The 11983-nt window shown below is 75.4% G+C and carries 9 protein-coding genes; 4 read left to right on the top strand and 5 right to left on the bottom strand.

Going from position 1 to position 11983, the window contains the following annotated elements; all coding sequences use genetic code 11:
* Positions 1-181: 181 nt before the first annotated feature.
* The gene (locus tag ACTMS2_RS13465; RefSeq protein WP_441175650.1) at positions 182-343 is read left to right on the top strand and encodes a hypothetical protein; all 162 of its coding nucleotides are present in this window, start codon (positions 182-184) and stop codon (positions 341-343) included.
* Positions 344-429: 86 nt separating this feature from the next.
* On the opposite strand, the gene dapE is transcribed toward ACTMS2_RS13465, so the two are convergent.
* Positions 430-1503, bottom strand: coding sequence for a succinyl-diaminopimelate desuccinylase (dapE, locus tag ACTMS2_RS13460; protein WP_441175649.1), 1074 nt, complete (start codon positions 1501-1503; stop codon positions 430-432).
* Positions 1504-1632: 129 nt separating this feature from the next.
* Between dapE and dapD the strand changes: the two genes are divergently transcribed.
* Positions 1633-2589, top strand: a complete 957-nt coding sequence (dapD, locus tag ACTMS2_RS13455; RefSeq protein ID WP_101412659.1) for a 2,3,4,5-tetrahydropyridine-2,6-dicarboxylate N-succinyltransferase — start codon at positions 1633-1635, stop codon at positions 2587-2589.
* A 53-nt stretch (positions 2590-2642) separates the two neighbouring features.
* Here dapD and ACTMS2_RS13450 read toward each other — a convergent pair whose 3' ends face one another.
* Positions 2643-6011, bottom strand: a complete 3369-nt coding sequence (locus tag ACTMS2_RS13450; protein WP_441175648.1) for a S8 family serine peptidase — start codon at positions 6009-6011, stop codon at positions 2643-2645.
* Positions 6012-6109: 98 nt separating this feature from the next.
* Between ACTMS2_RS13450 and ACTMS2_RS13445 the strand changes: the two genes are divergently transcribed.
* Together ACTMS2_RS13445 and ACTMS2_RS13440 are read left to right on the top strand one after the other, a co-directional pair.
* The gene (locus ACTMS2_RS13445) at positions 6110-6667 is read left to right on the top strand and encodes a sugar O-acetyltransferase (RefSeq protein WP_441175647.1); all 558 of its coding nucleotides are present in this window, start codon (positions 6110-6112) and stop codon (positions 6665-6667) included.
* Positions 6668-6768: 101 nt separating this feature from the next.
* Positions 6769-9402: a hypothetical protein gene (locus ACTMS2_RS13440; RefSeq protein WP_441175646.1), complete on the top strand. Its 2634-nt coding sequence runs from the start codon at positions 6769-6771 to the stop codon at positions 9400-9402.
* Positions 9403-9476: 74 nt separating this feature from the next.
* Here ACTMS2_RS13440 and ACTMS2_RS13435 read toward each other — a convergent pair whose 3' ends face one another.
* The 3 genes from ACTMS2_RS13435 to ACTMS2_RS13425 form a co-directional block, all read right to left on the bottom strand.
* On the bottom strand, positions 9477-10127 hold the full coding sequence (locus ACTMS2_RS13435; protein WP_441175645.1) for a nucleoside/nucleotide kinase family protein: 651 nt from the start codon (positions 10125-10127) through the stop codon (positions 9477-9479).
* Positions 10127-10771, bottom strand: a complete 645-nt coding sequence (locus ACTMS2_RS13430; protein ID WP_441175644.1) for an SIMPL domain-containing protein — start codon at positions 10769-10771, stop codon at positions 10127-10129. The genes ACTMS2_RS13435 and ACTMS2_RS13430 overlap by 1 nt, the downstream gene beginning before the upstream one ends.
* A gap of 158 nt (positions 10772-10929) precedes the next feature.
* A complete protein-coding gene (locus tag ACTMS2_RS13425) occupies positions 10930-11982 on the bottom strand; it encodes a prephenate dehydrogenase (RefSeq protein ID WP_441175643.1) in 1053 nt (350 codons plus the stop codon).
* Position 11983: the final 1 nt, after the last annotated feature.

Genomic DNA, 11983 nt, shown 5'->3' with positions numbered 1-11983 from the left:
CGGCGGTGCGGCGGACGACGGCGGTGCGGCGGACGACGGCGGTGCGGCGGACGACGGCGAGCTCCGGCGGCGACGACCGGAAAATAATCTCCGATCTTGGGCAACTAATTCGGTCGCACGGACGTCTTACTATTCACATACCGGGTATGCCCCGGCGCGCGCCTTCGGGGGAGGAGTCAGCGTGATCAGCAACAGCGAGATGATCCGGATCCGGCGGCAGATGCAGCGCCGCATCCGCGACGTGGTGGCCGAGCGCCGCCGCGCCCGCCTGATGGAACCGTCCACCGATCAGGGCGGCCAGACCGACGCCCGGCCCGCCGCCGAGGCGTCGACCACCGTCTGAGCCGCACCGGCAGCACCGTGAGCGGAGGGTCCGCGTCGTCCGACGCGGACCCTCCGTCCATGCGAGGAGGCCACCCGCCCCGGGCGTCAGGCGGAGGCGAGCCAGCGGTGCAGCGTGGCGGCGCCGTCCCGGATCTTGCTGATCTCGACGTGCTCGTCCGGGTGGTGGGCCAGGTTCGGATCGCCCGGGCCGAAGTTCAACGCCGGGACGCCCATCGCGGCGAACCGGGCCACGTCCGTCCAGCCCAGCTTGCCGATCGGCTTCGCGCCCACCGCCGCCACGAACTCCTTGGCGGGTGCCGCCTCCAGCCCGGGCGGGGCGCCGGCGGCCGAGTCCGTGACCCGCACGTCGAAGCCGGCGAAGACCTCGCGCAGGTGCGCCTCGGCCTCGGCCGGGGTCCGGTCCGGCGCGAAGCGGTAGTTGACCTCGACCTCGCACCGGTCGGGCACCACGTTGCCGGCCACGCCGCCGTGGATGCGGACCGCGTTCATCCCCTCGCGGTAGTCGCAGCCGTCGATGGTGACCCGCCGCGCCTCGTAGTTGGCCAGCCGGTCGAGCACCTCGCCGGCCGCGTGGATCGCGTTCACGCCGTGCCAGGAGCGGGCCGAGTGGGCGCGTACGCCGGTGGTGGTGACGACCGAGCGCATGGTGCCCTGGCACCCGGCCTCGACGATGCCGTACGTCGGCTCCAGCAGTAGCGCGAAGTCCGCCTCCAGCCACTCCGGGTGCGCCTCGGCTACCAGGAAGAGGCCGTTGTACTTCGACTCGATCTCCTCCGCCTCGTAGAAGAAGTACGTCACGTCGTAGCGCGGGTCGGGCAGGCTCACGGCCAGGTGCAGCGCGTACGCCACCCCGGACTTCATGTCGGAGGTGCCGCAGCCGTACATCAGGTCGCCGCGCATGGTCGACGGGAAGTTGTTGTTCAGCGGCACCGTGTCCAGGTGACCGGCGAGCACCACCCGCTGGTCGCGGCCCAGGTCCGTCCGGGCCATCACCGTGTTGCCGTGCCGGTACGTGCTCAGGTGCGGTACGCCCCGCAGCACCTGCTCCACGCAGTCGGCGATCGCCTTCTCGTTGAGGGACACGGACTCCATGTCGACCAGCGCTCGGGTCAGCGCCACCGGATCGGCCAGGACCTCGGGGGTCAGCGGGTTCTCCATGGTTCGCACGGTACCGTCAGGTCGGGCGCGTGAGGAGCGAGCGTTCCGGGCGGCCGGCGTCAGAGCGCGCGGCCGCGCGGGGCACCTGGTGACCCGCCCGCCCGGCAGCCACGAACGAGAGGTGAATCAGTGACGTCCGAATCCGCCTGGGGCATCGGCCTGGCCACCGTGACCGCTGACGACCAGGTGCTCGACACCTGGTACCCGACCGGCAAGCTGGGCCTCGGCAAGCTGCCGCTGGTCGCCGGCGAGGACGAGGCGGACGTGCTGGACCTGCCGCCGGGAGCGGTCGGCGACCGGGCGCTGCCCGGGCTGCGTACCGTCCAGGTGGTCACCGTGATCGACTCGCTGGACGACCCGATCAAGGATGCCGCCGACGCGTACCTGCGGCTGCACCTGCTCTCCCACCGCCTGGTGCGACCCAACGAGCTCAACCTCGACGGCATCTTCGGCAAGCTGGCGAACGTGGCCTGGACCTCCGCCGGGCCGTGCCCCCCGGAGCGGGTGGACGAGCTGCGGGTCATCGAACGGGCCGCCGGCCGCCACCTGGCCGTCTACGGGGTGGACAAGTTCCCCCGGATGACCGACTACGTGGTGCCGTCGGGCGTGCGGATCGCCGACGCCGACCGGGTCCGGCTCGGCGCGCACCTGGCGGCCGGCACGACGGTCATGCACGAGGGCTTCTGCAACTTCAACGCCGGCACGCTCGGCACCTCCATGGTCGAGGGGCGGATCGTGCAGGGCGTGGTGGTCGGCGACGGCTCCGACATCGGCGGCGGCGCCTCGATCATGGGCACCCTCTCCGGCGGCGGCACCGACAAGGTCCGCATCGGCGAGCGCAGCCTGATCGGCGCGAACGCGGGCGTGGGCATCTCGCTCGGCGACGACTGCATGGTGGAGGCCGGCTGCTACATCACCGCCGCCTCCAAGATCACCCTGCCGGACGGCCGGGTGGTCAAGGCCCGCGAGCTGTCCGGGGTGGACAACCTGCTGTTCTGGCGCAACTCGGTGACCGGTGCGCTGGAGGCGAAGCAGCGCGCGGGCCGGGGCATCGAGCTGAACGCCGCGCTGCACGCCAACGACTGACGGGTCGCCCCCGCCGGGCCCGCGATCGGCCGCGGACCCGGCGGGGGTACGCCTCAGCGCAGGCGGTACGCCTGGATGACGCGCTGGGTGACCGTGTTGCCGGCGGTGTCCCGGGCGGTGGCCCGCAGCGAGACGTGCCCGGTGCCGTCTGGGTGCCGCACGGTGGCCGTCCAGCCGTCCCCGCCGGGGCGGACCCGGGCCCGCTGCCAGGTCTTCCCGCCGTCGTAGGAGGCGTCGACGGTCAGCGCGGCGATCCGGGTCCTGGGCGCGCCCGGCTGCCGCTGCACCTCCACCGGGATCGCGAAGCTCCGGCCCGCCGGGGCGGCATTGTCCCGGTCCAGCCGGGGCGCGAACCGGATCGCCGACGCCGGCAGCGCGACCGGGTCGTCCCCGCCGACGTGCCGCGACCGGAACGTCCACGTGGCCGCCACCTCGGTGGCGAGGTCGGTGAAGCTCCGCTTCGACGACACCTCCAGCCGGTAGTCGGCCGCGCCCGGCGGCACGTCGAACCCGCCGTACGCCGGCTCGGGCGTCTCCCCGACCAGCACGCCGTTGCGGTAGAGGGCGGTGCGGGCGGTGTCGGCGACCGAGCCTCCCGCGTGCCCCTCGGCGTCGCTGTGCAGCGGCAGGCCCACCTCGATGCGGTCGCCCTGCCGGGTGATCCCCGCCGCCGGGAACGACGGCCCGTACGGCGCGCTGTTCCAGCTCTCCCGGTAGTGCCGCCCGGGACGCAGGCTGCGCGCCTCGGAGAAGAGGATCGCCTTGAGGTCGGCCCAGCCCTCGTCGGTCGGCACCCCGAAGTCCAGCTCGGAGGACCAGCGCACGCCCCGGGTGTTGTAGTGCTCGACCCGCTGCCCCGGCGTGGCGGTACGCAGGCCGACCGCCCAGCCGCCGAGGTCGGGATCCCGGTGCGCGAAGACCAGCCGGTCGGTGACCAGCCCCGGGCTGCCGCCGTTGAACCGGTGGGTGACCGTGGCCAGGTCCTTCGCCCGGTAGTGCCGGACGAAGCCGGTCGGCATCCGGCCCGGCACGGCCTCGCTGAGGGCGTAGAGGTAGGGGCTGCTCGCCGCTTCCAGGTCGGCCCACTGGCTGCTGACCGTGGCGACGAACCGTTGTGCGGGCACCGGTTGCCCGAGCCCGGCGGTGAAGAGACCGCCGAAGTCGGAGTCCAGCAGGCCGAAGGTGTAGCTGCCCGTCTCGGCGAGGAAGCTCGCCTCGGTGACGACGAGCGCCGGGGTGGCCGAGCGCTGCGGGACGCTCATCCGGACCGGCTTGCCCCGTCGGGCGTCGAGGGTGATCCGCGTGTCCCCGCCGACCACCAGCTCCGGCTGGACGAGCTGGGTGGCCGCGGTCAGCTCCTCGCCGTCCACGTCGAACACGTAGCTGACCAGCCCGTACCGGCCCTTGGGGACCCGCAGCTCGGCGGTGCCGTCCGGGTCGTACAGGTCGAACGGGTTCAGCTCGTCCAGGGAGACCAGCGTGGTGCTGTGCTCACCGGCGGGCGCGCCGGCGCGGTTCAGGTGCCGGGCGGTCACCGTGTAGCTCTCCACCTCCCGGTGCACCGCCACGGGGGTCACGGCCACCACCGCGCCGCCGGAGCGGGCCACGATCCGGCCGGTGTAGTGACCGTCCGGGCCGTCGACCCGGGTGTCGGCGGTGATCGTGGCGCTCGCCGTGCCGCCGCCCGGCACGCTGATCCGGCTCGCGCCGAGGGTGAACATGCCCACCGGGGCGGGCCTGCCGTCCGGGCCGGTCGCCTCGACGGTCAGCTCCAGGTCGGTGGCGGCGCCGTCGTTGCGCCAGGTCACGGTGCGGGTGATCGGGGTGTCGTCGTGGTGCGGCCAGAGTGCCCGTCCGAGCGACACGCTCGGCGGGTCGCTGGTCACCGTCTGCCGGACCGCGCTGGCCAGGTCGACCCGCCCGGCCCCCTGCTCGTACGCGGTCAGCTCGGGGTTCGGCTTCGCCGAGGACATCAGGAGGGCCTTGAGCCGGTCGGCCTTCCAGTCGGCGTGCTGCTGGGCCAGCAGCGCCGCCGCGCCGGTGACGTGCGGGGCGGCCATCGAGGTGCCGGAGAGCGAGACGTACCCGTCGCCGGCCGGCTCGCCGATCACGCCGTCACGGCTGCGCGCCGCCACGATGTCCACCCCGGGGGCGGTGATGTCGGGCTTGAGCGCGTCGTCACCGGTGCGGGGGCCACGGCTGGAGAAGTCGGCGAGGCTGTCGTCCCGGTCGACGGCGCCCACCGAGAGGGCGGCGTCGGCGGTGCTGGGGGAACTGACCGGCGCGAACCGGCCGGAGTTGCCGGCGCTGATCACGAAGAGGGCGCCGGTCTGCGCGGTGAGCGTGTTGACGGCCTCCTCCAGCGGGTCGACCTCCGGGGTGTCGTAGCCGCCGAGGCTGAGGTTGACCACGTCGGCCCGCTGCTCCACCGCGGCCCACTGCATGCCGGCGAGGATCGCCGACTCCGGGCAGCCGTACGTCTCGCAGACCTTGCCGTCGAGCAGCGTCGCGTCGGGGGCGACGCCCCGGAGGCGACCGCCGGAGGCGGCGCCGCTGCCGGCGACGATCGAGGCCACGTGGGTGCCGTGCCCGACCACGTCGCCCGCCGCCGACTCCTCGGTGAAGTTGCGCACCTCGGCCACCCGGCCGGACAGGTCGGGGTGCGTGGCGTCGATCCCCGTGTCCAGCACGGCGACCCGCACGCCCCGACCGGTGAATCCGGCCCGGTGGGCCTCCGGCGCGCCGATCTGCGGCACGCTGCGGTCGAGCGTGAGCTGACGCCGGCCGTCGAGCCAGATCCGGTCGGCGCCCCCTGCCGCGCCGACGCGTGCACCGGCGGCGGTGACCGCCGCCCAGACCTCCGTGGCGCGCCGCTTGCTCGCCGTGGCGGCGAGGCCGCCGACGGCGGGCAGCTCGCGGGTGACCGTCACCCCGCCGGGCACGGCCGAGCGCCGGGCCGCCCCGTTGCCGCCCGTGATCAGCAGGGGCAGGTGGTCGCGCCGGGCGTCGTCGTAACCGGCGGCGACCAGCTCGGTGACGTCGAACAGCCGCCGGTCGACCCGTCCCTCGCGGATCGGCGCCACGGCGTCCTCGGGCACCACCGAGAGGTGGCCCCGATCGCGTCGGGTGAGGAAGCGGACGTCCTCACGCCCTGGCGCGGGGCGCACGCTGGCGCGGGAGCCGGTGACGGTGACCCGGTCGCCGGTGAGCAGGGTGACGGTGACCGGGCGGTTGCCGGTGCCCGCCGCCGGGGCCGACGGGGCCGGGACGGGACGGGGGGCCGGATCGGCGGGCGCCTGGGCAACGGCCATGCCGGGGGTGCCGAGCACCACGCCGAGCACCAGACCGAGACCGACCAGTTTTCTTCTTCGCTGCAACGGATCCTCCTCGTCGGGCGTTACTACCTGTAGGGATGGACGCATTGACAGTCATCAGGATTGCATACCGAGTATGCAAAATGAAGACACGAAGATGACGGACCAGCCAACGATCGGGCCCCGTCATCGGGGATGATCGGCCGGTGACCTCCATGAAGGAACGCATGCTGGCCGGCGAGCCCTACATCGCCGAGGGCCCGGAGATCGCCGCCGACCTGGACCGGGCGACGCGGCTGATGGAACGCTTCAACCGCAGCCCCGCCGCCGATCCCGAGGCCCGGCTCGCCGCCCTGCGCGACCTGCTCGGCGAGGTGGGCGAGGGCACCCACGTCCGACCGCCGCTGTACGTCGACTACGGCCGGTACGTCCGGATCGGACCGCGCAGCTTCGTCAACTTCAACGCGGTCCTCCTCGACGTCGCCCCGATCACCATCGGCGCCGACGTCCAGATCGGACCGAACGTGCAACTGCTCACCCCCACCCACCCCGTCGAGCCCGGGCCCCGCCGCGACAAGTGGGAGGCGGCCAAGCCGATCACCATCGGCGACAACGTCTGGCTCGGCGGCGGGGCCATCGTGCTCGCCGGCGTCACCATCGGGGAGAACACCGTCGTCGGCGCGGGCGCCGTGGTGACCAGGGACCTGCCGGCGAACGTCGTCGCCGTGGGTAACCCCGCCCGGGTCGTACGCCAGCTCGACTGACCACGATCAAGCCCACCACCTGCACAAACACCCTCCAAGCCCTGGCGTTTCGCACCCGGCACCCGGCACTGTGGGTGGTGATGTCGTCACCAGGGGGCGAGATGGTCGGTCGGGTTCTCGAACTGCGCGTGCACGGGGTCTCCAACACTCCCCCGGGCCAGATCCTCGGCCTGCGCCCGGCCCCCGGCGAAGACGCGCCCCTGCCGCCCTGGCTCGTCGCGGGCGGCCCGGTCACCGGCTTCTACCGCTCCCCCGCCGCCGAGCCCAACGACCCGGTCGTCGTCGAGGCGTACAGCTGGGGGCAGTTGACCTCCGGCGCGCGTACCGCGCGCGACGTCGAACGCGCACTGTGGACGCTGCTGCTCCCGTTCACGCTGGCCAACGTCGCGCTGCACGCCCGGCCGTCCATCCCGGCCGACCCCGGCACCGAACGCTGGCACAGCACCTCGGGGATCACGGCGTGGTTCATCCGGCTGTTCTGCCTGAGCCTCACCGGCACCCTCGCCCTCACCCTCACCGCCGTCGGGGTCGACCTCGTGGGCTGGCAGTGCGTCGACCAGGACTGCCTGCGCCGGATCCCGGGCCCCTGGGAGTTCCTCGGACGGGGCTGGTGGAGCGAGGGCACCAGACCGATGGCCGTCGGCCTGATCGTGCCCCTCGGCGCGCTGGCCCTGCTCGGCCTGGTGAGCTGGCGCACCTACCAGTACGAGGCACAGATGCCCGCCGAACCGGTGCCCCCACCGAGGGCTCCGCGGCCCGCCGACGCACCGCCGGACGGACCGCAGCAACCCGAGGCGGGCCCGGCCGCACCGGACCCACCCCCCGGCCCGCCCGCGAACCCGTTGCAGGACCGCACCTTCTGGATCGGCGAGGGTCAGCTGCGCAGGGGCGCCGTGCTGCACCTGTGCACCGGCGTGGTCGTCGCCGCCGCCGTACCGCTGGGGGTGGTCCTCGCCCTGGACCCGCCCCGGGGCGCGCGGGCGGTCGTCGCCTGGTCCACCGTGGCGGCCCTCGCCGCAGTCGTGGTCGTCGCGGTCGTGGCCCTCGCCGGACCCGACCTGACGCGGCGCGCGGGGGCCACCCCGCTCGGCCGGTGGAGCATCACGGTCGCCGCGCTCACCGGGGTCGGGCTGGCCGGCACGGTGCTGATCCTGCTGCTGCCCGACGGCCCCGCCGGTACGCCCCTGGCCGACCTGCGCCCGGCCCGCGGCTGCGCCCGCACCGCCGGCGCGCCGGCCTGCCCGGCCGACCGGTCGCTGCCCGGTCTGAACTGGATCGTCGCATGGCTGGGCACGGGACAGTTGCTGCTGCTGATCGCGATCGGCGCGGTGGCCCGGTCCGGGCGGCGGGCGCTGGCCGCGCCGGCGGCGGCCGCCCTGCTGCTCGTTCCCGGGTTCGCCTGGTTCACCGGGTGGCTGCCCGGGCTGCCACCCGCGCCCGCCGCGCTGGAGTTCTGGACGGTCGTCGTCCTGATCGTCGCCCTGGCCGCCACCGGGCTGCTGCTGCCGCGCGTCCCGGTGCCGCTCGGGCGACAACCCCTGGGGCCCCACACCGACCTGGCCTGGGGCGGGCGCGCGCCGGCGCTCCTCGCCGGCTTCGGCTGGATGCTCTGCGTCTCCTACAGCGCCGGGCTGCTCTACTGGGTCACCGGCCGGCTCAACGGCGGCCCGGCCACGGGCGGGTCCTCCCCCGTCGCGCCCCCGGTTCCGGTGCTGTGGGCCGGGCTCGTCTTCGCCGCCGCCCTGCTCGCGCTCGCCGCCACCGTCGTCCGGGCCGCGCTGCTCTACCTGCGCCTGCGCCGCCACGAGTACGCGGAGGCGACGGCGCGCACCGGCGTCCCCCTCTCCGCGCACGAGCTGCGGCGCTGCCGCGACGTCGCCGCCTGGCGCGCGCTGCACCGACTGGTCGGCGAACACGCCGTACGGCTGGTCGGCTGCTACGCAGCCGTGTCGCTCGTGCTGGCGACCCTCTCCTGCGCCGCCCTGCTCAACCACAGCCCACCGCACCCCACGGTGGCGACCGGCGGCGCGGCGGTGGTCGAGTGGATCTCCGAGATGGGTGGGCGGCTGCTCGGCTGGCTGCCGGTGCTGATCGCCACGGTGGGCATGCTGGTCTACCGCAACGACGTCGTCCGCCGCTCCGTGGGCGTGGTCTGGGACGTGGGCACCTTCTGGCCCCGGACGGCGCACCCGCTGGCCCCGCCCAGCTACGCCGAGCGGGCCGTACCCGAGTTGCAGACCCGCGTCGCCGGACTGCTGGCGCTCCCCGAGCACGACCCCCGGGGCGTGGACGGGATCATCCTCTCCGGGCACAGCCAGGGCACGGTGCTCTGCGCGGCGGTGCTCCTGCAACTGCCGGCCCGCGCACGCCGGCGGATCTGGTTCTTCTCGTACGGCTGCCAGCTGACCCGGCTCTACGGGCGGGTCTTCCCCGGCTACTTCGGCCCGGACCGGCTGCCCGTACTCGCCGACGCGCTGACCCCGCCCGGCGACAAGGTCCGCTGGACCAACTTCTGGCGCGACACCGACCCGCTCGGCTGGCCGGTCACCGCCGGGGAACGGGACCTGCCCGTACGCGACCCGGAGGCGCTGCACCCCAGCGACGGGGAGGTGGCGGACCCCCCGATCCGCAACCACAGCGGCTACCCCGAGGCGCCGGAGTTCCACCGGGAACGCTCGCGGGTGGCGTGGCTGCTGCGCCGGGGCGTCCCGGTACCCCGGCCCGGCTCCGGCTGACGCCGCGTCGACGCCGTCGGAGCGCTGTCAGGGCGTCGCCGGGGAACGGCGACGGCGCTGAGCGTGGATCCCCGTCAGGGCGTCGGTGGCGGCTCGGCGAGGCGGACGACCAGGTCGGCGCGGTGCGCGGTGCCGGCGACCAGGGCGGCGTTGGCCTCGTCGCTGCCCGTCGCCCACGCCCGGGCCTGTTCCGGCGACCGCCCGTACGCCTCGTGCCGGGCGGTCAGCCGGCGCAGCCGCAGCTCGGCGTCCAGGTCGAGGAACCACGCCTCGTGCAGCAGCTGCCGCACCTCGTCCCAGGGGGTCGCGTCCACCAGCAGGTAGTTGCCCTCGGTGACCACCAGCCGCACCGACGGCGGCACCTCGATCGAGCCGGCCACCGGCTCCTCCAGGTCCCGGCGGAACGCCGGCACGTAGACCGCCGTCGGCTCCAGCCGCCGCAGGCGGCGCAGCATCGACACGTAGCCGTTGGCGTCGAAGGTGTCCACGGCACCCTTGCGCTCCGCCCGGCGCAGGCGGCGCAGCTCGGCCTGAGCGAGATGGAAGCCGTCCATCGGCACCAGCCGGGCCGTCGGGCCGACCTCCTCGACGATCCGCTCCGCCAGCGTCGACTTGCCCGCGCCGGGCGGCCCGGCGATGCCCAGCAGCTGCCGCGGGCCGGCCTCGGCGAGCGCGCGCGCCCGCGCCACCAGCTCGCCGGTCCCGACGACCCGGCCGGCGGCCATCAGCCGAGGACCGGCTCGCTGATCGCGAACCGCGCGTGCACCGCGGCGTGCACGGTCTGCGGCTGCGGGTCGAGCTCCAGCTCCGGCGGAGCGCTCTCCGCGCCGTCGGCCGCGTACGCCATCCGGCTCATCATCGGCTGCTCCGCCGCGCCCGCGTCGGCCAGCTCGATCAGGGCGGTGACCCGGGCGCCGAGGGCCTCCGCGTACTCGCGGGCCCGCAGCAGGGCGTCGGCGAGCGCGGCGTGCCGGGCCTCCCGGTGGGCCGGGCTGCCCGGCCGCAGCGCCCACCACGGCCCGGCCACCTCGATCTGGTCCTGGTCGGCCAGGCGCAGCATCAGCTCGCCGAGCGCGGTGAAGTCGCTGACCGTCACGGTGGTGGTCACGCTCCCGCTGTACGCCACCACCCGCTCGCCGGAGCGTCGGGTCTCCGGCCGTACCCGCAGCTCACCGGTCTCCCGCCGGTCGATGCCGGTGCCCTCGGCGTCGAGCAGCACCCGGACGGCGGCGGCCCGCTCGGCCAGCCGGGTCAGGGTGGCCTCCCGTTCGCGGTCGCGCGCCCTGGCGGTCACCGCGAACCGGGCGATCTCCGGAGCCACCTCCCGGTACGCCTCGCCGCGCACCGCCACCACCGGTCCGTCCACCATGCCCTCACCCTAACCGCGCACCCACCGACCCGCCCGCCGTCCGGAGCACGTCGGACGGGGGCTGGCCCTGCACGTCGGCACGTACCGGCTGCCCCACGGGTCGCGGGCGGCGGGGACGTCGACCGTGCCCGCGCCACGGCGGCGGAGCCGGTCGCGGGTCAGGCCGGCGCGGTGCCCGCCGGGGCGTGCGCGGTGTAGGAGACCGTGCCGGCCGCGACCCGGCAGGCGCTCAGGTGCCCACCGCCCGCGCCCAGCCGCCGCAGCCAGGCGACCTCGGCGGCGTGGTCGCCGCCCGCCGGGAACTCCCGTACGGAGGTGTCGAACGGGCGGGCGAGCAGCGCCGAGCGGGTCGCCTCGGCCTCGGCGTACAGGGCGGTGAGGGAGGCGGCGTCGCCGGCCCGCAGCGCGCCCGCCAGCCGGTCGAGGAAGGCGGTGACGCCGGCGAGGCCGTCCAGCACCCGGTCGCGGTTGCCGAGCAGCATGCCGGCGGTACGCGCGGCCGGGGTGCCGGCGACGCGGGTGCCGTCCCGGAAGCTGCCGGCGGCGAGCGCGAGGACCGCGTCGCCCAGGGCGGCGTGCCGGGCCGCCCCCGCCAGCGCCCCGGCGAGCAGGTGCGGCACGTGGGAGGCGAGCGCGGCGGCCTCGTCGTGCTCCTGCGGGGACATCGGCACCACCCGGGCGCGGAACACGTCGACGACCAGGGCCGCGAGCCACCGGAACGCGGCCGTCGCCGGGCCGTCGGACGGGCAGAGCACCCAGGCGGCGGAGTCGAGCAGCGCGGCCGTGGCGGAGGTGAGCCCGGCGGAGTCCGCGCCGGCCATCGGGTGACCGGGCACGAACCGGTCGACGAGGCCGTGCCGCGCGGCGAAGGCCGCCAGCTCGGCCTTCGTGCTGCCGACGTCCGTCAGTACGCAGTCGGGCGGGGCCGCCCGGGCGACCCGCAGCAGGGTGTCCGCAAGGGTGGGCAGCGGGCCGCAGAGCAGCACCACGCGGCGCCCGGCCACCGCCTCGTCGAGCGTCTCCGGGGCCTCGACGCCCTGCCGCCGGGCGTACCGGCGGGTCGCGGGGTCCGGGTCCCAACCGGCGACGTCCAGGCCGGCCGCGCGCAGCCGGAGCAGGACGGAACCGCCGATCAGGCCGGTGCCCACGACCGCCGCCCGGACCCCGGCCCAGCGCCCGGCCGGGTCCGGCGCCGACGCGTCGGTCGTCATC

The sequence above is a fragment of the Micromonospora sp. SD12 genome (genome assembly GCF_052068495.1).
GTDB lineage: Bacteria > Actinomycetota > Actinomycetes > Mycobacteriales > Micromonosporaceae > Micromonospora > Micromonospora echinofusca.
Note: the sequence above shows the minus strand (reverse complement) of the source record. Positions and strands in the feature narration are given on the sequence as shown.

Bases quoted from the DNA above. Each gene is read 5' to 3' on its own strand.
- dapE (WP_441175649.1), bottom strand. From the start codon at position 1,503: ATGGAGAACCCGCTGACCCCCGAGGTCCTGGCCGATCCGGTGGCGCTG.
- ACTMS2_RS13450 (WP_441175648.1), bottom strand. From the start codon at position 6,011: ATGCGTCCATCCCTACAGGTAGTAACGCCCGACGAGGAGGATCCGTTG.
- ACTMS2_RS13440 (WP_441175646.1), top strand. From the start codon at position 6,769: ATGGTCGGTCGGGTTCTCGAACTGCGCGTGCACGGGGTCTCCAACACT.
- ACTMS2_RS13435 (WP_441175645.1), bottom strand. From the start codon at position 10,127: ATGGCCGCCGGCCGGGTCGTCGGGACCGGCGAGCTGGTGGCGCGGGCG.
- ACTMS2_RS13430 (WP_441175644.1), bottom strand. From the start codon at position 10,771: ATGGTGGACGGACCGGTGGTGGCGGTGCGCGGCGAGGCGTACCGGGAG.
- ACTMS2_RS13425 (WP_441175643.1), bottom strand. From the start codon at position 11,982: ATGACGACCGACGCGTCGGCGCCGGACCCGGCCGGGCGCTGGGCCGGG.